The 20,652-nt window shown below is 67.3% G+C and carries 22 protein-coding genes; 13 read left to right on the forward strand and 9 right to left on the reverse strand.

Translation table 11 applies throughout. From position 1 onward, the window contains the following. Positions 1–70: 70 nt before the first annotated feature. On the reverse strand, positions 71–2,584 hold the full coding sequence (locus tag AC5P88_RS01730) for an ABC transporter permease (protein WP_495224117.1): 2,514 nt from the start codon (positions 2,582–2,584) through the stop codon (positions 71–73). Beyond that, positions 2,581–3,228 carry an ABC transporter ATP-binding protein gene (locus tag AC5P88_RS01735; protein ID WP_106550129.1) on the reverse strand — a complete coding sequence of 216 codons (648 nt, stop codon included), beginning with the start codon at positions 3,226–3,228 and terminating at the stop codon, positions 2,581–2,583. Before AC5P88_RS01735 ends, AC5P88_RS01730 begins: the two co-directional genes overlap by 4 nt. Before the next feature lie 75 nt (positions 3,229–3,303). On the opposite strand from AC5P88_RS01735, the gene AC5P88_RS01740 reads away from it, so the two are divergent. From AC5P88_RS01740 to AC5P88_RS01750, 3 genes are all read left to right on the forward strand, one after another. Further along, positions 3,304–3,948: an arylesterase gene (locus AC5P88_RS01740; RefSeq protein WP_495224118.1), complete on the forward strand. Its 645-nt coding sequence runs from the start codon at positions 3,304–3,306 to the stop codon at positions 3,946–3,948. Positions 3,949–4,035: 87 nt separating this feature from the next. Beyond that, positions 4,036–4,749, forward strand: a complete 714-nt coding sequence (locus AC5P88_RS01745) for a response regulator transcription factor (protein WP_002811889.1) — start codon at positions 4,036–4,038, stop codon at positions 4,747–4,749. A 156-nt stretch (positions 4,750–4,905) separates the two neighbouring features. After that, positions 4,906–6,177, forward strand: coding sequence for a sensor histidine kinase (locus AC5P88_RS01750; protein ID WP_111110963.1), 1,272 nt, complete (start codon positions 4,906–4,908; stop codon positions 6,175–6,177). A 136-nt stretch (positions 6,178–6,313) separates the two neighbouring features. On the opposite strand, the gene AC5P88_RS01755 is transcribed toward AC5P88_RS01750, so the two are convergent. After that, on the reverse strand, positions 6,314–7,015 hold the full coding sequence (locus tag AC5P88_RS01755; RefSeq protein WP_495224119.1) for an SGNH/GDSL hydrolase family protein: 702 nt from the start codon (positions 7,013–7,015) through the stop codon (positions 6,314–6,316). Between the two features lie 213 nt (positions 7,016–7,228). Between AC5P88_RS01755 and AC5P88_RS01760 the strand changes: the two genes are divergently transcribed. The 3 genes from AC5P88_RS01760 to AC5P88_RS01770 all read left to right on the forward strand — a co-directional run bounded on the left by AC5P88_RS01760 (position 7,229) and on the right by AC5P88_RS01770 (position 9,812). Beyond that, positions 7,229–7,624 carry a diacylglycerol kinase gene (locus AC5P88_RS01760; protein WP_106550125.1) on the forward strand — a complete coding sequence of 132 codons (396 nt, stop codon included), beginning with the start codon at positions 7,229–7,231 and terminating at the stop codon, positions 7,622–7,624. Between the two features lie 34 nt (positions 7,625–7,658). Beyond that, on the forward strand, positions 7,659–8,408 hold the full coding sequence (locus AC5P88_RS01765; protein WP_004144462.1) for a TerC family protein: 750 nt from the start codon (positions 7,659–7,661) through the stop codon (positions 8,406–8,408). 243 nt (positions 8,409–8,651) lie between these two features. Beyond that, entirely contained in the window at positions 8,652–9,812 is a 1,161-nt protein-coding gene (locus tag AC5P88_RS01770; RefSeq protein ID WP_495224120.1) for an MFS transporter, read from the forward strand. 113 nt (positions 9,813–9,925) lie between these two features. Here AC5P88_RS01770 and AC5P88_RS01775 read toward each other — a convergent pair whose 3' ends face one another. Further along, positions 9,926–11,761, reverse strand: a complete 1,836-nt coding sequence (locus AC5P88_RS01775; RefSeq protein WP_495224121.1) for a hypothetical protein — start codon at positions 11,759–11,761, stop codon at positions 9,926–9,928. 510 nt (positions 11,762–12,271) lie between these two features. On the opposite strand from AC5P88_RS01775, the gene AC5P88_RS01780 reads away from it, so the two are divergent. The 7 genes from AC5P88_RS01780 to AC5P88_RS01810 are packed head-to-tail and all read left to right on the forward strand — an operon-like array spanning position 12,272 to position 16,706. Beyond that, positions 12,272–12,892 carry a LemA family protein gene (locus AC5P88_RS01780; RefSeq protein WP_495224122.1) on the forward strand — a complete coding sequence of 207 codons (621 nt, stop codon included), beginning with the start codon at positions 12,272–12,274 and terminating at the stop codon, positions 12,890–12,892. Between the two features lie 3 nt (positions 12,893–12,895). Further along, the gene (locus tag AC5P88_RS01785) at positions 12,896–13,780 is read left to right on the forward strand and encodes a TPM domain-containing protein (protein WP_495224123.1); all 885 of its coding nucleotides are present in this window, start codon (positions 12,896–12,898) and stop codon (positions 13,778–13,780) included. After that, entirely contained in the window at positions 13,780–14,274 is a 495-nt protein-coding gene (locus tag AC5P88_RS01790) for a TPM domain-containing protein (protein WP_495224124.1), read from the forward strand. The genes AC5P88_RS01785 and AC5P88_RS01790 overlap by 1 nt, the downstream gene beginning before the upstream one ends. A 51-nt stretch (positions 14,275–14,325) precedes the next feature. Further along, on the forward strand, positions 14,326–15,213 hold the full coding sequence (gene lgt, locus AC5P88_RS01795; RefSeq protein ID WP_106550119.1) for a prolipoprotein diacylglyceryl transferase: 888 nt from the start codon (positions 14,326–14,328) through the stop codon (positions 15,211–15,213). Further along, positions 15,210–16,004 carry a thymidylate synthase gene (locus AC5P88_RS01800; RefSeq protein WP_495224126.1) on the forward strand — a complete coding sequence of 265 codons (795 nt, stop codon included), beginning with the start codon at positions 15,210–15,212 and terminating at the stop codon, positions 16,002–16,004. Before lgt ends, AC5P88_RS01800 begins: the two co-directional genes overlap by 4 nt. A gap of 5 nt (positions 16,005–16,009) precedes the next feature. Next, complete coding sequence (locus AC5P88_RS01805; RefSeq protein ID WP_495224127.1) at positions 16,010–16,501, forward strand: dihydrofolate reductase; 492 nt, start codon at positions 16,010–16,012, stop codon at positions 16,499–16,501. Then, a complete protein-coding gene (locus AC5P88_RS01810) occupies positions 16,467–16,706 on the forward strand; it encodes a hypothetical protein (protein WP_495224128.1) in 240 nt (79 codons plus the stop codon). Before AC5P88_RS01805 ends, AC5P88_RS01810 begins: the two co-directional genes overlap by 35 nt. A 90-nt stretch (positions 16,707–16,796) precedes the next feature. Here AC5P88_RS01810 and AC5P88_RS01815 read toward each other — a convergent pair whose 3' ends face one another. From AC5P88_RS01815 to pdxA, 5 genes are read right to left on the reverse strand one after another with little or no spacing between them, the layout of a single operon-like run. After that, positions 16,797–17,441, reverse strand: a complete 645-nt coding sequence (locus AC5P88_RS01815; RefSeq protein ID WP_495224130.1) for a DUF1287 domain-containing protein — start codon at positions 17,439–17,441, stop codon at positions 16,797–16,799. Continuing rightward, positions 17,438–18,457, reverse strand: a complete 1,020-nt coding sequence (locus tag AC5P88_RS01820; protein ID WP_495224131.1) for a symmetrical bis(5'-nucleosyl)-tetraphosphatase — start codon at positions 18,455–18,457, stop codon at positions 17,438–17,440. Before AC5P88_RS01820 ends, AC5P88_RS01815 begins: the two co-directional genes overlap by 4 nt. A 15-nt stretch (positions 18,458–18,472) precedes the next feature. Further along, a complete protein-coding gene (apaG, locus tag AC5P88_RS01825; protein WP_005412297.1) occupies positions 18,473–18,856 on the reverse strand; it encodes a Co2+/Mg2+ efflux facilitator ApaG/CorD in 384 nt (127 codons plus the stop codon). Between the two features lie 13 nt (positions 18,857–18,869). Then, entirely contained in the window at positions 18,870–19,673 is an 804-nt protein-coding gene (gene rsmA / locus AC5P88_RS01830; RefSeq protein ID WP_495224132.1) for a 16S rRNA (adenine(1518)-N(6)/adenine(1519)-N(6))-dimethyltransferase RsmA, read from the reverse strand. Continuing rightward, positions 19,670–20,650: a 4-hydroxythreonine-4-phosphate dehydrogenase PdxA gene (gene pdxA, locus AC5P88_RS01835; RefSeq protein WP_495224133.1), complete on the reverse strand. Its 981-nt coding sequence runs from the start codon at positions 20,648–20,650 to the stop codon at positions 19,670–19,672. The genes rsmA and pdxA overlap by 4 nt, the downstream gene beginning before the upstream one ends. Positions 20,651–20,652 lie beyond the last annotated feature (2 nt).

A 20,652-nucleotide genomic window follows, 5' to 3' on the forward strand; every position in this document is an offset into this window, starting at 1 on the left:
TCCGGGTGATCTCGTGGGGTTGGGGCGCGCAGCACAGCGCTGGCGCCCCCGGGTGCGTGTCACGGCCGCGTCAGGCCTCGCGCAGGGCAAGGGCCGGAGAGGTGTGCAGGATGCGCCGGGTACCCCACCAGCCCGCCAGCAGGCTCAACCCGATGCCGACCACGCCGCCGATCAGCAGGCCCGGCCACGGCGGCAGCAACGGCAGCTCGAACACCTTCTGCGAGACCGCCACGCCGATGGCTGCGGCCGCACCCACCGCAAGCAATGCCGCCAGCGTGCCCAGTGCGCCGAATTCGACGAGTACGGCTCCGCGCAGCTGGCGACGGGTCGCTCCCAGCGTGCGCAGCACCGCGCTGTCGTAGCGGCGCTCGCCCGCCGTGGCCTGCAGCGCGGCCAGCAGCACCAGCACACCAGCCAGCAGGCTGAACACCATCACCAGCTGCACCGCCTGCGCCACCCGCTCCATGACATCCCGCACCTGCGAGATCACCGCATCCACATCCAGCAGAGACAGGTTCGGCTGCGCACGCACCAGCTCGCCCAGCCCGGCCGCCTTGCCGGCCGGCAGGTGGAATGCCGACAGCAGGTTGTGCGGGGTGTCACCCACGGCGTGGGGGTTCAACAGCACGAAGAAGTTGGGCCGGAAGGTGTTCCAGTCCGCCTTGCGCACGCTGGTGACGGTGAATTCGCGCTCCTGCTCGCCCACCGCAATGGTGATGCGGTCGCCGGGATACACGCCGTAGCGTTTGGCCCAGCCGATTTCCACCGAGGCTTCCGGTGCGGTGCTGTCGGTTTTCCAGAACGCGCCATTGACCAGCGTATTGGCCGGCGGGAACGTGCTGCGCCAGCTGAAATTCAGTGGCCGGTTCTCGTCATCGTCATCGCGCTGGCCGCCTTGCGCCGGTTGCCCGTCCTGACCGGGCTCGCGGTCCACGCGCAGCGGCGGCTTGCCGTTGATGGCGATCAGGCGCCCGGTGGCCATCGGTTCGATGCTGGCGTCGTTGGCACCCAGCCCGCGCAGCGTTGCCAGCACACTGTCGCGCTGTTCGGGCTGGATGTTGATCAGGAAGTAGTTCGGCGTGTCCGCCGGCAGCCGCTCGCGCCACTGCTGCAGCAGGCCTGGGCCGGTCACTGCCAGCAGCAGCAACGCGCACAGCGACAGCGACAGCCCGACCAGCTGCATCACCGCCAGCAGCCGGCGCCGGGTCAGTGCGGCCAGGCCCAGTCGCCAGTTGCCATGCAGGCGATGCTGCAGGCCGCGCATCAGCTGCAGCAGCACGAAGCCGACCACCCCGGCCGCCACCGCCAGCGCGGCCAGGCCACCCAGCACCCACAGGGCCAGCTTGAGGTCACCGGTGACCTGCACCGCCAGCAACAGGCTTGCCCCCAGCGCGGCCACGTAGGCCAGCAGCGAGGCCGGCGGCAGGGCAGCGAAGGAACGGTTGAGCACGCGCATCGGCGGCACCCCGCGCAGGCGCAGCAGCGGTGGCAGGCCGAAGCCGAACAGCAGCAACAGGCCAATGCCGGCACCGGTCAGCGCCGGCATCGCTTCCGGCAGCGGCAGGCGCTGCGGCACAAGGCTGCCCAGCACCTGTACCAGCCCTTCCTGTGCGGCCATGCCCAGGCCGATGCCAAGCGCACAGGCCGGTACCGCCAGCATCAGCAGCTGCAGTGCCAGGCCGAGCAGGATGTCGCGCTGGCGCGCACCGAGGCAGCGCAGGATCGCCACCTGGTCGATGCGGCGCAGGGCGAAGCGGTTGGCCGCCAATGCGGTGGCCACGCCGGCCAGCAGCACCGCCAGCAGCGCGCTCAGGCCGAGGAAGCGGCCGGCCAGGTCGAAGGCCTGGCGCACGCCGCGCTGGGTGTCATCCACGCTCAGCAGGCGCAGGCCCTTCACCTGTGGCAGCAGCCACTCGCGCAGGGACGCGACCTGCCCCGCCGGTCCTGCAAACATCAGCCGGTAGTTGATGCGGCTGCCGGGGCCAAGCAGGCCGGTGCCTTCCACATCGGCGCGGTTGACCAACAGGGTGGGGGAGAGCGTCAGCAGGTCGCCACCGGTATCCGGTTCGGCCTCGATGATGCCGGCGATGCGCAGCGTGCCAGCGCCGAACTCGAGATCATCGCCGGCCTTCAGTCCCAGCCCCTGCAGCAGGCGTGGATCGGCATAGGCCTGGCCCTTGGGCGGCATGCCGGCGCTGGCGATCAGCGCGCCACCGGGCGTGCTGCGCACCCGCAGCGTGCCACGCAGCGGATAGCCGGCCTGCACCGCCTTGATGCTGGCCATCTGGCTGGCGTCGCCATGGAACAGCACGCTGCCGAAGCTGGCGATACGGGTGTGGGCCAGTCCACGGCGTTGCGCTTCGTCGGCGAATGCCTGCGATGGATCGTCGCGCCCTGCAATGCCGAGGTCACCGCCGAGCATCTCCGCCGCGCTGCCGGTCAGCGCCAGGTTGACCCGGTTCACCAGCGTACCGACCGCGGTCATCACCGCCACGCCCAGTACCAGCGCGGCGAACACGGTCAGCAGGTCGCCGGCCAGGGCCTCGCGACGCAGCGCGCGCCACGCATGCCGCAGCAGGTTCATGCCTGGGCCCCATGTTCAACCGGCAGCAGGCGGCCGTCGTCGATGCGATGGATGTACTGGCAGCGCTGGGCCAGGCGCAGGTCGTGGGTGACCAGCACCAGGGTGGTGCCGCTGCCTGCGTTCAACTCGAACAGCAGGTCGCTGATGTGCTGGCCGGTGGCATGGTCGAGCGAGCCGGTCGGTTCGTCGGCGAACAGGATGCGCGGGCGGGTGACGAAGGCGCGCGCCAGGGCCACGCGCTGCTGTTCGCCACCGGACAGTTGGCGCGGGTAGTGACGGGCGCGATGGGAGAGGCCGACCTGGGCCAGCACTTCATCGACCCGCGCACGATCCTCGCGCCCGGCCAGTTCCAGCGGCAACGCCACGTTCTCGGCGGCGGTCAGCGCCGGCAGCAGGTGGAAGCTCTGGAACACGAAACCGACCTCGCGCGCGCGCAGCTGGGCACGTGCTTCCTCGTCAAGCTGGCCCAGGTCCTGGCCGGCCAGCGCGATATGCCCGCGGCTGGGCAGGTCCAGCCCGGCCAGCAGGCCGAGCAGGGTGGTCTTGCCGGAACCGGAGGCGCCGACGATGGCCACGCTGGTGCCTTCATGGACGGTCAGGGTGATGTTGTCCAGTATGTGGACTTCACCCTCCGGGCCCTGCACGGACTTGCCGACCTGGTCGACGGCGATGGCGACGGGCGCGCTGCGGGGGGACAGGCTGTCGATGAGGAGACTCCAATGCGCAAGACGGGATGGAGCCGGCGAGCCGGCGCGATGATGGTGCTGCTGCTAGCGTTCCTGCTGTTGCCGGGGCTGGCCTGTGCCAAAGGTCCGGCCGGTACCGTGCTGGTGCTCGGCGACAGCCTCAGTGCTGCCCACAATATCCCCGCCGACGCCGGCTGGGTCAGCCTGCTGCAGCAGCGGGTCAGGCTGCAGTCGAAAACCCCGGCGCGCATCGTCAACGCCAGCATGAGCGGCGAGACCACCGCTGGCGCGCTGACGCGCCTGCCGGGACTGCTGGCGAAGGAAAAGCCGACCGTGGTGGTGATTGCCCTGGGCGGCAACGACGCACTGCGCGGGCTGACCCCGGCACAGGTGCAGGGCAACCTGGAAAAAATGGTGCAGGCCAGCCAGAAGGCCGGGGCCAAGGTGCTGCTGCTCGGCATCGACGTACCGCCCAACTATGGCCCGGCCTACCGCCAGCGCCTGGCGGCGGCCTACAGGACGCTGGCCACGCAGTACAAGGTGCCACTGCTGCCCTTCCTGCTGGAGGGCGTGGCGCTGCAACCGGGCATGATGCAGGCCGACGGCCTGCACCCGACCGCGCAGGCGCAGCCGAAGGTGCTGGACAATGTCTGGCCGCTGCTCAGGCCGCTGCTCTGAACCGTTTGATTCCCTCTTGACGGAACTTCACATCACGTCCACCGTCGATGCGGCATGTTTCACAAAGCTGAAGTTAGAGGGAATCACATGCGTCAGACGAAGGAGACCTCCGGCTTGGTGCTGGTGGTCGAAGACAACCGCAACATCTCCGAGATGATCGGGGAATACCTGGAAGGTCGCGGCTTCGAAGTCGACTATGCACAGGACGGCCTGGATGGCTACCGCCTTGCGGCGGAAAACAGCTATGACGTCGTGGTGCTCGACCTGATGTTGCCGCGCCTGGATGGCATCGAAGTGTGCCGTCGCCTGCGCAACGATGCGCGCAAGTCCACCCCGGTGCTGATGCTCACGGCACGCGACACGCTGGACGACAAGCTCACCGGCCTCGGTTTCGGTGCCGATGACTACCTGACCAAGCCGTTCGCGATCCAGGAGCTGGAAGCCCGCCTGCGCGCGCTGATCCGTCGCGAACGTCGCCAGGTCGGTTCGGAAGTGCTGAAGGTGGCGGACCTGGTGCTCGATCCGGTCAGCATGCGTGCGACCCGTGCCGGCACCGAGCTGCAGCTTTCGCCGATCGGCCTGCGCCTGCTGACCATCCTGATGCGTGAATCGCCGCGCGTGGTCACCCGCCAGGAGATCGAGCGCGAGATCTGGGGCAATGGCCTGCCGGATTCGGACACGCTGCGCAGCCACCTGTACAACCTGCGCAAGATCATCGACAAGCCGTTCGACCGTCCGCTGCTGCACACCGTGCAGAGTGCCGGCTACCGCATTGCCGACATCGCCCAGCCGATGGCCTGAGCAGGATACTCGCCGGTGCAGTGGCAGGCCCGGCCGGGTTGTGGCCACGTACGAGGGCAGGGCATGACCGGCCGGCGTTGTCGCCGGTCATCGCCCATGCACCCGCACGGCGTGGCGCGCTGCCTATAATCGCAGCGCTCTGACCGGGACCCCGCAATGCCGCACGGCCTGCCGCGCAAGATCCGTATCGCCTTCATCCTGCAGGCAGTGCTGGCCAGCCTGGGCATCCTGCTGGGTGCGTGGCTGGTCTCGCTGGTGATCAAGCACAGCCTGGTGGGCGCTGCCCTGCGTGAGGAGGCGGCGTACTACTGGACGCTGCATGAAGCGTCACCGGTGCAGCCACCGCCCAATACCCAGAACATCCGCGGCTATCTGCTGGAAAGCGGGCAGTCGGCACTGTCGTTGCCGGCCAACCTGCGCAATCTGGAGCCCGGCTTCCACGAACTGCCCAAGGATGACCAGCTGGTGCTGGTCGACGTGCGCCCGGCCGGTCGCCTGTACCTGGTGTTCCTGCGTTCGCGCGCGGAGATGCTGGCGTTCTGGTTCGGCATCGTGCCGGTGCTGCTGACCCTGCTGGCGGTGTATGGCGCCAGCTGGGTGACCTACCGTGCCTCCAAGCGCCTGGTGTCGCCGGTGAACTGGTTGGCGCGGCGCGTCTCGCGCTGGGACCCGGGTCATCCGGAAGCGGCCGACCTGGAGCCCAACAAGCTGCCCGCCGACATGCAGGGCGAGACCCGGCAGCTGGCGGCCGCGCTGCATTCGCTGGCCAACCGGGTCAGTGCGCATGTGGCACGCGAGCGCAATTTCACCCGCGATGCCAGCCATGAGCTGCGTACGCCGCTGACCGTCATCCGCGTTGCCAGCGACATGGCACTGGGTGATGAAACCCTGCAGCCTCGCCTGCGCCGCAGCCTGCAGCGCATCCAGCGGGCTGGCCGCGACATGGAAGCGGTGATCGATGCGTTCCTGATCCTCGCCCGTGAGGCCGACGTCGAACCGCAGATCGAGCTGTTCGACGTCAACGACATCGTCCGCTATGAAGTGGACAACGCCAATGAACTGCTGGGGTCCCGCCCGGTGTCGGTGCACCTGCACAGCGATGGCCCGGTGCAGCTGCATGCGCCGCCGCGGGTGCTGCAGGTGGTGGTCAGCAACCTGGTGCGCAACGCGTGCAGCTACACCGACGAAGGGCGCATCGACGTGCATGTGCACAACGATCGGGTGGTGGTGCGCGATACCGGCATCGGCATGTCCGCCGAAGCGCTGTCACGGGCGTTCGAGCCGTTCTACCGCGCCGAACCCAGCCGCCCGCAGGGCACCGGCCTGGGCCTGTCGATCGTGCGCCGCCTGTGCGACCGCTTTGGCTGGAAGGTCAGCCTGAGCAGTGAGCCGGGGCAGGGTACCGAGGCGACGGTCATCTTCCGCTGACGCGGCGACCTGCCGGGGTCGGATCCCGTTGCTGCGCAACGGGCTCTGACCCCATCCTGCTGGAATGTCGGTAGATCCACGCCATGCGTGGATGGGGTTGCGGTAGCGCCGGGCCATGCCCGGCGTCCGCGGTGCCTCAGTTGCAGTTGACCTTCGGCGCCACCGCCCTGGTCCAGATCGCGTAGCCCGCCGGGGTCATGTGCAGCATGTCCTCGCGGAACAGCTTCGCATCCGGCTGGCCGTCGGCACCCAGCATCGGCGTGTAGATGTCGGTGAAACCGGTGTTGGGCAGCTTGGCCAGGGCGGCCTTGACCAGCGTGTTGGCCTCGTTGATCGCCGGCAGCAGGTGCGCACGCGACGGGCTCGGCTTGATCGACAGGTACTCCACCGTGGTCTTCGGCAGGTCGCGATGCACGCGCTGCACGAAGGCGACCACATCATCGCGCACCTGCACGGCGGTGCGGCCGCTGTTGAGATCGTTGTCACCGGCGTAGAAGAACACCTTGCACGGCGCATACGGCACCACGATCTGGCCGGCATACCAGGTGCTGTCACGCACTTCCGAACCGCCGAAACCGCGGTTGAATACCGGCTGGCCGGGGAAGTCGGTGGCCAGGCTCTCCCAGAAGCGGATGGAGGAGCTGCCGATGAATTCGATGCCACCGCGCGGCGGCGGGCTGGCCTGGTCGGCGCTGGCGAAGCGGGCCATGTCGCCGGCCCAGGCCACGTTGGAGACCTGTTCGGGCACCCGGGGCGACGTGGACGGGCCCAGGGCCTGGGCCAGCGGTGCAGCGGTGAGCAGGCCCAGCATCAGCAGGCAGGTACGGCGACGGGACATCAGGCGCTCCAGCAGGGAAGGGGAGGGTCATCATAGGAGCACGGCACGGCATGGCGCTTTCCCCGGGCAGGCCATTCGCCCGGACTGCCGAGGGTATGGGGGGCAGCCTTGTGGCAAAATGGCGGCCATCTGCCTATTCCTGTGCACCCATGATTCCCTGCCGTGCGTCTGAGCGGTCGCTGCGCCGCGCCCCTGTTGCTGGATGTTCCACCCGTGGCTGACCAGTTCGGTCATCTGCCCCGCGGCCCGCGCCGCATCTTCCAGGCCGCCCGCTGGTCCTGGCAGGGCCTGCGCGCCGCCTGGCTGCACGAATCGTCGTTCCGGCTGGAGGTCTACCTGCTGATCCTGCTGACCCCGGTCGCGATCTGGCTGGGGCAGACGCCGGTCGAGCGTGCGCTGATGATCGGTTCGATGCTGCTGGTGCTGGCGATGGAACTTGCCAACTCGGCCATCGAGGCGGTGATCGAACGTTACGGCAGCGAAATCCACGAGCTGGCTGGCCGCGCCAAGGACATGGGCTCGGCGGCGGTGTTCGTGCTGATGATGAACGTGCTGCTGTGCTGGGCCCTGGTCGTGGTTCCGCACGCGCTGGCCGGCAGCTACGGCTGAAACCCCATTCCCCCAACTGCCTTGAAGAGTTTCCATGTCCTTTGAGTTCCTCGCCGACCCCAACGCCTGGGTGACCCTGTTCACCCTCAGCGCGCTGGAAATCGTGCTCGGCATCGACAACCTGGTGTTCATTTCCATCGCGGTCAGCAAGCTGCCGGAAGAACGCCGCCCGTTCGCGCGCAAGCTCGGCATCGCGGTGGCCTGCATCACCCGCATCGCGCTGCTGGTATCGCTGGCCTACCTGGCGCACATGTCGGCCAACCTGTTCACCGTGGCCGGCATGGGCATCTCCATCCGCGACCTGGTGCTGATCGTCGGCGGCCTGTTCCTGATCATCAAGGGCTACATGGAGATCAAGGAACTGATCACCGGTGGCGAAGATGAGAACCCGGCCACCAGCAAGGCGTCCGGCGTGTTCGGCATGGTCATCCTGCAGATCGCCATCATCGACATCGTGTTCTCGCTGGACTCGGTGATCACCGCCGTCGGCATCGCCGACCACATCCCGGTGATGGTCGCCGCCATCCTGCTGTCGGTGCTGGTGATGCTGCTGGCCGCCAACCCGCTGGGCCGCTTCATCGATGCCAACCCGACGGTGAAGATGCTGGCGCTGGCCTTCATCCTGCTGATCGGCGCGGTGCTGATCCTGGACGGCCTGGACGTGCACGTGCCCAAGCCCTACATCTATGCCGCGATGGGCTTCTCGGTTCTGGTGGAGTGGCTGAACCTGCTGATGCGCCGCCGCGCACGCGACCACCACGTGCCGGGTGCCGGCGACTGGTAAGTGCGTGACCCCGAACCCCCGGCGCTGCCGGGGGTTCTTCGTTGTGAGGCGCGTTCGCCGGGCATGGCCCGGCGCTACCGGCTTGCTGGTTCCCCGGCCCTGGTAGCGCCGGGCCATGCCCGGCGAGGCAGCTGCCCCCGTCTGTGAACTGGAATCAACAGTGTTTTCCCGGGGCGAGGCTTAATCGCCTGCGGCAAAGCGCGCAGGCTACGCACCTGCCCGTTTCCGCCCCCAGGAACCCCCATGAACTCCAGAGCCGCCTTGCTGGCCCTTGCCGTCGGCGCTTTCGCCATCGGCACCACTGAATTCGCCCCGATGGGCCTGCTGCCGGTCATCGCCGATGGCGTCGGCGTCAGCATCCCGTCCGCCGGCATGCTGATCACCGCCTATGCCGTGGGCGTGATGCTGGGCGCACCGGTGATGACCCTGTTGATGGGCCGTTTCGGCAAGCGCACCGCGCTAATGTTGCTGATGTCGATCTTCGTGGTCGGCAATCTGCTCTCGGCACTGGCCCCGAACTACGGCCTGCTGTTGCTGTCGCGTCTGGTCACCAGCCTCAACCACGGTGCTTTCTTCGGCATCGGCGCGGTGGTTGCCGCCAGCCTGGTGCCGAAGGACAAGCAGGCGGCCGCCGTGGCCACCATGTTCATGGGCCTGACCATCGCCAACATCGGTGGCGTGCCGCTGGCCACGTGGATGGGCCAGCAGCTGGGCTGGCGCCTGTCTTTCGCCGGCACCGCGGTGCTGGGCGTGGTGGCGATCACCGCACTGGGCCTGGCCCTGCCGGCATCGGCACCGGGCCCGCGCCCGGACGTGCGCCGCGAGATGAAGGCCATCCTGCAGCCGCAGGTGTTGCTGGCGATGGCCACCACCGTGCTTGGCGCCGGTGCGATGTTCACCCTCTATACCTACGTCGCACCGGTACTGACCGAGTTGACCGGCGCCTCCAACGCCTTCATCGCGATGTCGCTGGCCCTGATCGGCATCGGCTTCACCTTCGGCAACGGCATCGGCGGGCGCATGGCTGACTGGTCGCTGGATGGCGCCACGCGCATCCTGCTGGCGGTCCTGGCCGTACTCATGTTCGTGCTGCCACTGGCCTTCATGCACCATGCTACTGCGGCGCTGGGCGTGCTGCTGTTCGGCGCAGCGACCTTCGCTATCGTGCCGCCGCTGCAGATCCGGGTGATGCAGGCGGCCAGCGAGGCGCCGGGCCTGGCGTCGTCGATCAACGTCGGTGCGTTCAACCTGGGCAATGCGGTGGGCGCCGCGCTGGGTGGTGCGGTGATCAGTTCGGGGCTGGGTTACGCGGCGATCCCGGTGGCCGGTGGCCTGCTGGCGGCCACGGGGTTGCTGCTGGCACGGCTGGGGCGTCCGCGCACTGCGGTGGCTGAGGCTTGCTGAGAGCGAAGCGGTGCCGGGGCGCACCCGTCCCGGCACCGGCACCGGCACAAGCTCCAAGGTCCTGTTCACTTTGCCGGCCTTGCAGAGACGACTGCGCGGCTAGTCCCGACTGACTAGTGTTTTTTCAGCACGACCTCGTCAGGGTTCCAGTTGTCGTCTGCACCGTCCTGCAATGATTCCGGCACCGCCCAGATAAGTACGCCGGAGTGCTTGCCGGCGAGTTGATGTGCATGGACCCAGAGTTCCGTCCCCGCTCGATTGAATGCAAGGGAATTCAATGCGATTCCTTCTGGAATGGCGAGGCGAGAGACGTGCTTGCCGGAATCCATGCGCCAGACATCGACGTAACGGCCCGGTGAAGCCCCTGTAACCGCCATCGCGAGCAGCCTGCCATGAGCTGTGCGTGCCAGCGCCTGAGTACCGGTTTTTCGTTCCACCCGAAATGCAGTTTCCCCGGTGGAAAGTCGATGAATGCGAAGAACGTCCCTCTGGTCTGTTGGATCACGAGCCTCTTCGGCGACCCAGTCGCCCGCGGCGCTCCCCAACACCAAGCGTCCAGTGCTTCCGGACCTCATTGGAAAGCTCTTGACCACATCGCCTGAAGCAGGTGCAACACCCACCAGGCCGCAACTCGTGAACCAGAAGAGTCCGTCTCCCAGGTCCGGTGCCGGACCTGAAGAGCAGGATTGCATGTAGCCGAAGACGCGCCGCCTCAAGTTGGTTCTATCTTTCCAGAGCGCCTTCATCTCGATGGCGTCTCCTGATCCTGTGTCCATGATCCGCTCGGGGAAGCGCTCCTCCGTCGCCATGTGAGGCTCCGAGTAAAGATAGGACTTGCCACCTGCATCGAGTTGCCAACGAGGGGCCATACTGCTCTGCATGCAACGGTCGCTTCGGATCGACCCGGTCCCATCAACGCTGATCCACACAGGACAGGACGTAAGAATCTGTTGAGTCAGGCTTGGCTCGATTGCGGTCAGGGCCCATAACCCACCCTTTGGGTCGACCTTTGTCTCGATGACCCGTCGGCCTTTGCCCATCTGCCAGGCCGCGATGCGCTCATTCTTCTTCGCAACGAGGTAACCGTATGAATCGTCGGCGCCTGACGTCACATGGAACTGATCCTTGGGCAGCGAACGAATCTGGCCAGAGTTGTTGTCGGGTTGAATCCCCTCGATTGGGAACCACCGCAGCATCGTCGTCGCGCCATCCACGGGCAGAGGAGGGACGATGCGCTGAACCGACGTCTCATCGCTTGGGTTGAACAGACTTGAAATGACATCCAATGATGTTTCAGGGCCCGCTGGGAGCGTGGATACCAGCGCCTGCACCTGGTCTGAGAATTCCTGGCTGGTGCTGTTCTCTGTGATCATCTCGGTCTCCCAATGGGGGTAGGGCACGCCGGCGACCCCCGGAATGGATGCGAAGGCCTTCCATTTGACACGGCGTTGCTCCTGGCGCCGTTCTGCATACCAGAGCAGCGTCTGCGAAGGAGCGCCTGTCAGACCCGTCAGGTCGATCAGAACAACGTGCTTATCGCCCGACCTGCGTCGCGAGGTGTCAATGTAAGAACTGGAGAACGTCCGCCGATCCACAGTCAGATCAGTGAACGCGGCGCCGGTGGGGTCAAGATCGGATGGAGACAGCTGCTCCACGTGAGTACGCCAGCGCGATTTCTCTTCGGGGGCGATAATCCCTGCCGATGCCGCCACATCAATAGCAGCAAGGTTCTGTGCGAACGCGATTGCACTCTTCTCAGGGTGGAAGTGTCCGTAGACCTTGATCCACTCCCGTTCCATGTCTCCCAGGATGGGTTGAGTGTCATCCCTCAGGCGGAATGCGCTGGAAAAGTAGCTTCGCGCGCGTAGCGCTTTGCTGACCGCCTGCGTCGACGCTGACACGATGGAGGCCTTGCCCATGTAGCTGTCACGCCCGACGTGAAGCAGCATGTCCCGGGCTTGGGTATCGTCTGGCGCGATGAGAACAGGCGGGGGCGTCGGAGCACCCCGCGTGGGATCCGGGGTTGGCTGGGCGCACGCCGTTGGCATGAGCAGAGCGATGATCGCCGCTGTTGAGAGAATTTTGTGCATGATCGATGTCGATGTCCATTTCCCGACCGATGGCTGCTGCCTCTGAGCAGGGCGGGCGGTTCGAGTGCGAGATCCCGCACTATCTGATGCGGAATTTGTGTTGGGCCATGCAATAAGTACGAAATGGGCCCGCGCTTGCCCTACCCGGGGGGGGGGGACGGTTCGCCGGCGGAAGGCGGAAGCCAAGGGCAGAGCAGCTCGCAGGCTCGGCGTGGTCGCGCGGACCCGGCCCAGGTAATGCGCCAGACCCTTAGCGTCGGTACCTGCTGGCCTGGACCCATTGGCCCTGCCGGATTCCTGTTCATTTCCACACGCTCGTTAACACTGGCCATGGCATGCTCGGCGCCAAGCCCACCCGGAACCTCCGCCATGCGCCTGTTCACCCGCGTCCTGCCCCTGATGCTGTTGGCCTCCCTGCTGTCCGGCTGTGGCTACAACGCCATCCAGCAGAAGGATGAAGCGGTCAAGGCCAGCTGGTCGGAGGTCATCAACCAGTACAAGCGCCGCGCCGACCTGGTGCCCAACCTGGTGCAGACCGTGAAGGGCTTCGCCAGCCAGGAAGAGCGCGTGCTGACCGAAGTCACCAACGCCCGTTCGCGCGTCGGCCAGATCAACGTCAACGCCGATGACGAGGCTTCGCTCAAGCAGTTCCAGCAGGCCCAGGGCGAACTCGGCAGCGCGCTGTCGCGGCTGCTGGTGGTCTCCGAGAACTACCCGCAGCTGAAGTCGGACCAGAATTTCCGCGACCTTCAGGCCCAGCTGGAAGGCACCGAGAACCGGGTCACCGTCGCCCGTGGCCGTTACATCCAGCAGGTGCAGGACTACAACACCTACATCCGCTCGTTCCCGCAGGTGATCACCGCCAAGATCTTCGGCTACAAGACCAAGCCGAACTTCACCGTGGACAACGAAGCGCAGATCTCCAACGCGCCGGCGGTCGATTTCGGCAACGCGCCGCCGCAGCAGCCGGCACCGCAGCCGGGCAATTGACCCATGCGCCTGGCCACCGTGCTGCTGGCCCTGCTGCTGTGGCTGCCGCTGGCGTCGCACGCCCAGCAGCTGGCGCCGATTCCGGCGCTGGATTCGCCGGTGGTCGATACCACCGGCACGCTGGACGCCGCGCAGAAGCAGGCGCTGGTACAGCAGGCGCTGGAGCTCCAGCAGCGCAAGGGCAGCCAGCTGCAGGTGCTGGTGATACCCACGACGCAACCGGAAGACATCGCGCAGTACACCACGCGCGTTTTCGACCAATGGCAGATCGGCCGCAAGGGTGTGGATGACGGCGTGCTGCTGGTGGTGGCCAAGGAGGACCGGCGCGTGCGCATTGAACCGGGTTACGGCCTGGAGGGAGCGATTCCCGATGCCATCGCCAACCGGGTCATCCAGGAGTACCTGGTGCCGCGCTTCCGCAGCGGCGACTACGCCGGCGGCATCACCGATGCCACGGCCGTACTGGTGAAGATCGTCGATGGTGAAGCACTGCCTGCGCCGGTCAGCGGCCAGCGTGGCCGCGAGCCCGAGGGTGGCGGCGATACCTGGTTCCTGGCGCTGTTCATCGGCGTGTTCGCTGGCAGCATCCTGCGCGGCGTGTTCTCGCGCGTGCCGCGACCGCTGCGTGGCCTGCTCGGCGGTGCCGGTGCAGCGGTGGCGGCGTTCCTGTTCACCTCAACCCTGCTGGCCAGTGGCCTGGCGGGCGTCGTGGGCCTGATCGTGGCCATGCTCTCCGGTCACCCCGGCCGCTTTGCCGGTGGCGGCGGCTGGGGCGGTGGCAGCTGGGGCGGCGGAGGCGGCTTCGGTGGCGGTGGTGGATTCGGCGGCGGCGGTTGGGGCGGTGGTGGTGGGCGCTCCGGCGGTGGCGGTGCTTCGGGGGGCTGGTGATGATCCAACGACTGTGTCGTCATGTGTTTTCGCCGTCGGTACGGCGCGCGTTCCCGCCGGCCACGCTGCAGGCGATCACCGAGGCCATCGCGGCCGGTGAGCAGCGCCACGGCGGGCAGGTGATGTTCGCGGTGGAAGCGGACCTGCCGCTGGCCGCGCTGTGGCACAAGGTCGCCCCGCGCCAGGCGGCCGAACACGCCTTCGCGCGCCTGCGCACCTGGGATACCACCCACAACAACGGCGTGCTGATCTACCTGCTGCTGGCCGACCACGCCATCGAGATCGTCGCTGACCGGGGCCTGCACGGCCGGGTCAGCCCGGCGCAGTGGCAGCGGGTCTGCACCCATCTGCGCGAGGGCCTGCGCGGGTCCAACCCGGTGGAAGCGCTGCAGGATGCGATCGACGAGGTCTCCAGCCTGGTGGAAGGGCACTTTCCGGCCTCGACGCGGTCGAACGATGACGCGTTGCCGAACTCGCCCCAGCTCCTTGGTTGAGCCGGGGCGGCACTGGCCCGAGAATAGGCGTTCAACCGCAAGGCACCTTCCATGATCTATTTCCACGACATCGACCCCATCGCCCTCTCGCTGGGGCCGATCAAGGTGCATTGGTACGGCATCATGTACCTGCTGGGCTTCACCGCCGCCTGGCTGTTGGGCCGCAAGCGCATCGCCGCCGGGCGCCTGCCGGGCGTCGATGCCAACGGCTTCTCCGACCTGCTGTTCTACGCCATGCTCGGCGTGGTGCTGGGCGGGCGCATCGGCTACATGCTGTTCTACGCGCTGGGCGATTTCCTGCACAACCCGCTGCTGCTGTTCAAGGTGTGGGATGGCGGCATGAGTTTCCACGGTGGCCTGCTGGGCGTGCTGGGCGCCTGCTGGTGGTGGTCGCGCAAGCACGCGCTGCACTTCTTCGACACCATGGATTTCATGGCGCCGCTGGTGCCGCTGGGCCTGGGCTTTGGCCGCATCGGCAACTTCATCGGTGCCGAGCTGTGGGGCAAGTACACCGACGGTACGTGGGGCGTGGTGTTCCCGTCCGGCCTGCCGGCGCCGCTGAACCAGCTGGACCACGCGACCCTGCAGGCGCAGTTCGCCACCGGTGCGCTGAACCAGTTCGCGCGCCATCCGTCGCAGCTGTATGAAGCCTTCCTGGAAGGCCTGGTGATGTTCGTGGTGCTGTGGGCCGTATCGGCCAAGCCGCGCCACCGTTACCTGGTTGGCGGCCTGTTCGCGCTGATGTACGGCCTGTTCCGCTTCGCGGTGGAGTTCGTGCGCATGCCCGACAACGGCGTCTACGTGGCCTTCGACTGGCTGACCCGTGGCCAGATCCTGAGCCTGCCGCTGATCGCTTTCGGCCTGGTGCTGCTGGCGATGTCGCGCCGCGCGCCGGTGCTGCAGCCGCAGCTGCCGGTGGCTGCCGAGGGCAAGGCATGAAGGCCTACCTGGACCTGCTCTCGCACGTGCTCGAACACGGCGCGGAGAAGAGCGACCGCACCGGCACCGGCACCCGCAGCGTGTTCGGCTGGCAGATGCGCTTCAACCTGGCCGACGGCTTCCCGCTGGTCACCACCAAGAAGCTGCACCTGCGCTCGATCATCCACGAGCTGCTGTGGTTCCTGAAGGGCGACACCAACATCGGCTACCTGAAGGACAACCAGGTACGCATCTGGGACGAGTGGGCCGACGCCAACGGCGACCTCGGCCCGGTGTACGGCAAGCAGTGGCGCAGCTGGGCCACCGCCGATGGCCGCGAGATCGACCAGATGCAGTGGCTGGTGGACGAGATCAAGCGCAACCCCGATTCGCGGCGGCTGGTGGTCAGCGCCTGGAACGTGGGCGAGCTTTCGCAGATGGCGTTGATGCCGTGCCACAACCTGTTCCAGTTCTACGTGGTGGACGGCAAGCTCAGCTGCCAGCTGTACCAGCGCAGCGGCGACATCTTCCTCGGCGTGCCGTTCAACATTGCCAGCTACGCGCTGCTGACCCACATGGTGGCGCAGGCCACTGGCCTGGGCGTGGGCGATTTCGTGCATACGCTGGGCGACGCGCACCTGTATTCGAACCACTTCCAGCAGGCCCGCGAGCAACTGTCGCGCGAACCGCGCGCGCTGCCGAAGTTGTGGTTGAACCCGGAGGTGACCGACCTGTTCGGCTTCCAGTTCGACGATATCCGCATCGATGGTTATGACCCGCATCCGGCCATCAAGGCGCCGGTGGCGGTGTGAGTGCGATGAAGCTCTCGATGATCGTGGCGCTGGACCGCAACCGGGGCATCGGCCAGGGCAACGCCATGCCCTGGCACCTGCCGGACGACTTCAAGCACTTCAAGGCGCTCACCCTGGGCAAGCCGATCCTGATGGGGCGCAAGACCGCCGAGTCGATCGGCCGCGTGCTGCCGGGGCGGACCAACCTGGTGCTGACCCGCAGCGGCCAGGTGCCGTTCGCGGGCATGCGCGCGGTGGCGTCGCTGGACGAAGCCAAGGCGATTGCCGAAGGCGAGGGGGCCAGCGAGCTGTGCATCATCGGCGGTGGCGAGATCTTCCGTCAGCTGCTCGACCAGGCCAGTGACCTGTACCTGACCTGGGTGGATGCCGAAGTCCCTGCCGACACCCACTTCCCCGAGGTGGATGCCGCGGTGTGGCAGGAAGTGAGCAGCGAGCCGCACCCGGCCGATGAGCGCCACGCGTATGCGTTCCGCTTCGTGCATTACATGCGTCGCTGAGGGCGGAAGTGCCGACGGGAATACCGACGGGAATGCCGACGGGAATGCCGACGGGAATGCCGACGGGAATGCCGACGGGAATGCCGACGGGAATGCCGACGGGAATGCCGACGGGAATACCGACGGAAACACCGACGGGGTAGAGTCGACTGTTAGTCGACTGCTCTTGGCGCTCCCCCTGAACCCCTCGCACTGCGCGCGATAGTCGACTAACAGTCGACTCTACCGGGGCGAGCACTGCGGCATCCGGTAGCGCGCGATAGTCGACTGACAGTCGACTCTACCGGGGCGGCCACTACGGCATCCGGTAATGCCCGATGATGGTGTGCTGGAACAGCAGGTTCTCTTCGCGCGTGCCGCGCGCGATGTTGTGCAGTACCAGCGGCGTGCCATTGGCCAGCCGCCGGTCGGATACGATGCCCACATGCAGCAGGCCGTTGCCGTTGAGCTTCCAGGCGACGATGTCGCCGGCCGCGTAGTCCGCGGCGGCGGCGGTGATCGGCTGCTGCCAGCCCTGCCGCTCGAACCAGCGCATCAGGTTCGGCACGCGGCGATGATCGATGTTGCGGTCCGGCCGTGACAGTCCCCATATCGCCGGGTACGCGCTGAAGTTGCCGCGCATGTCCTCATGCACGCGTGTCTGCAGGTCCAGCCCCTGGCTGCGCAGGGCACGCACCACCACGTCGGTGCAGACGCCGCGATCCAGCGGGACGTCCCCGCCGGGGTACGACAGGACCTGATAGGCCGGGTCGTAGCGGGTGGTGACGCCGATCTGCGCGCGTGCGGCGGCCACCAGTGGCGGCGAAGGCGCCTGCGGTCGCGATGGCGTGTGGTCGGCGTTTCCGCCGCCGGTGGGGGCCGGGGCCGAAGTGGGCTGGCAGCCGCTGGCCAGGGCCAGCGTCAGCAGCACCATCCATGGTGCCCAGCCGCGCCGCGTCATGCCGGCGGCGGAGGACTGTTGTTGCCGGGGCCCGCAGAGCCACCACCACCACCACGGCGCCGACGACGGCGCGGGCCGCGGTTGCCCGGGGTGGCGGCCGAAGCGTTGCCGCCGCCCTGTTCCTTGCCCTGCGCCGATGCAGCCGGGCGCTCGTGCGCCGGTCGCGCTGGGGGACGGGCGTTGGGCACCGGTGCCGGTACATCGCGGCCCGGCACCTGTACAACGCGCAGTTCATCGGTATCGAGCTGGATCGCCGTAAGCTTGCCGCCCCACACCGCGCCGGTGTCGATGGCGTGCACGCCCTGGGTGATGGTCAGGCCCAGCGCCGACCAGTGGCCGCACACGACCTTGAGGTCGCGCTCAACCCGGCCCGGCACTTCGAACCACGGGTACAGCCCCTGTTCCTGCGTGCCCGGTGTGCCCTTGTCCTCGATGCCGATGCGCCCACGCGGGGTGCAGTAGCGCATGCGGGTGAGCACGTTGATGATCGCGCGTGAACGGTCGTAGCCGGACAGGTTCGGTGCCCAGCTCGGCTTGTCGCCGTACATGTTGCGGAACAACTTGCGGTAGCCGGCGCCGTGCAGCTGTGCCTCGACTTCGGCGGCATGCTTCTCGGCCATCTGCGTGGTCCACTTCGGCGCCAGGCCGGCGTGCACCATCATCCAGCCCAGCTCGCGGTCCACGTGCACCAGCTTCTGCAGGCGCAGCCAGTCCAGCAGTTCGTCGCGGTCCTCGGCCTGCACGATGCGCAGCAGGTCCGGGTTGACCTTGCGCTGTTCCTCTTCGGTGCGTGCACCGACGGCAAGCAGCGAAAGGTCGTGGTTGCCCAGCACCACCACGCTGTGTTCGCGCAGCGAATGGACCAGCCGCAGTGTTTCCAGGGACTGGCCACCGCGGTTGACCAGGTCGCCGCAGAACCACAGGGTGTCCTGCGCCGGATCGAAGCGGATCTTCTCCAGCAGCCGCTGGGTGACGTCATAGCAGCCCTGCAGGTCGCCGATCGCCCACACACTCATCGTTCGGCCTCCGTGTCAGTGCAGGGTACGCGGGATGGCCAGCACGAAAGGTGCGACCGGCGCGGCAAATTCGGTGCCGTCGTCGGCGACCATGTCGTAGTGGCCCTGCATGGTCCCGTGATCGGTCCCCAGCATGACACCGGACGTGTAATGGAAGTCTTCACCGGGACGCAGGCGCGGCTGCTCGCCGATCACCCCGTCGCCATCGACATGCTCGACACGGCCGTTGGCATCGGTGATGCGCCAGTGGCGTGCGACCAGGCGCGCGGCAACACGCCCCTGGTTGTGGATGCGGATCGTGTAGGCGAACGCATAGCGCCCGTCTTCCGGCGCGGATTGATCGTCGAGGAAGCGCGGTGCGACTTCGACGGAGATGGCATAAACGTCAGCGTCTTCCATACCGGCAGTGTAATCAGGAGGCATTGGCCAAGGCGATGAATTCGGCCACGTCCAGCTGCTCGGCACGGGCATCGGGACGCACGCCGGCGGCAACGAACTGCTCGGCGGACACCACGTTGTTCAGGGCGTTGCGCAGGGTCTTGCGGCGCTGGCCGAAGGCGGCCTTGACCACGTCGGCGAAGCGCTTGTGATCGAGGATGTTGATCGTTCCCGGGTCGCGCGGCACCAGCCGCACCACGGCCGAATCGACCTTCGGCGGCGGCCGGAACGCGCCCGGCGGCACCACGAACAGCGAGGTCACCTGGCAGTACGCCTGCAGCATCACGCTGAGCCGGCCGTACACCTTGCTGCCGGGGCCGGCGGCCATGCGGTCGACCACTTCCTTCTGCAGCATGAAATGCATGTCGCGGATCACCGCGGCATGTTCCAGTGCATGGAACAGGATCGGCGAGGAGATGTTGTAGGGCAGGTTGCCGACCAGGCGGATCGGCTGGCCGGCGGCCAGCTCGGTGAAGTCCACGCGCAGCACGTCGCGGTGGACGATGGTCAGCTCGCCCAGCGGTTCGGCGGCGGCGGTCAGCGGCGCGATCAGGTCGCGGTCGAACTCGATCACCGTCAGCTTCGGATGCACGCGCAGCAGCGGCAGCGTAATCGCGCCCTGGCCGGGACCGATCTCGACCAGGCGGTCACCGTCTTTCGGGTTGACCGCCATCACAATCTTGTCGATGTAGTGGCGGTCGGCCAGGAAATGCTGGCCAAGCTGCTTCTTGGCCGGGGCGGTGAACACCGGGCCGGAGGGGGAATGCGGGGAATTCATGCGCTCAGTGTACGTTGCCGCGCAAGCTGCGCACACAACGTCGTTGCCGCCTGCATGCTGGAAGGATCGGCGATGCCGCGGCCGGCCAGATCCAGCGCGGTGCCATGGTCCACTGCTACGCGTGGGTAGGGCAGGCCCAGGGTCAGGTTCACCGCCTGCTCGAAGCCCGAGTACTTCAGCACCGGCAGGCCCTGGTCGTGGTACATCGCCAGCACACTGTCGAAGCCGGCCAGCTTGGCCGGCAGGAACGCGGTATCGGCCGGCAGCGGCCCGATCAGGTCCATGCCCTCTGCGCGCAGGCGCTGCATCAGCGGAATGATCAGGTCCAGCTCTTCGCGGCCCAGGTGGCCGTCTTCGCCGGCGTGGGGGTTCAGGCCGAGCACGGCGATGCGGGGGGCAGGCAGGCCGAATTCGCGCCGAAGTGCGGCATGCAGGGTGCGCAGGGTGTGTTCCAGGCTGGGCGCGGTGATCGCGTCGGCCACCTCGCGCAACGGCAGGTGAGTGGTGGCCAGGGCCACGCGCACGATGGGGTTGGCCAGCATCATCACCACCTTCACGCCGGCCTGGTCGGCCAGCAGTTCGGTGGTGCCGCTGTAGGCGATGCCGCCCTCGTTGATGACCGCCTTGTGTACCGGGCCGGTCACCAGGCCGTGCAGTTCGCCGGACAGGCAGGCCTGGCCAGCGCCAAGCAGGGCGCCGATGACCGCGCCGGCATTGGCCGGATCGGCCTGGCCGAAGTGGCTCGGGGCGGCATTGGCCACCACGCGCAGGCGCAGGTCGCCGGGGACGCATGCTTCAGCATCCTCGGGCAGCAGTTGCAGCGGCAGGTTCAGCGCGGCCGCAGCCGCGCGCAGGGTGTCCGGGTCGGCGAAGGCCAGCAGCCGGCAATCTTCACGCGGCTGCTGGACAAGGCGGACGCACAGCTCCGGGCCGATCCCGGCGGGCTCGCCCGGTACCAGAGCGAGCTCGGGGCGCATCG

The sequence above is a fragment of the Stenotrophomonas sp. YJH_SMC_8 genome, assembly GCF_059371315.1.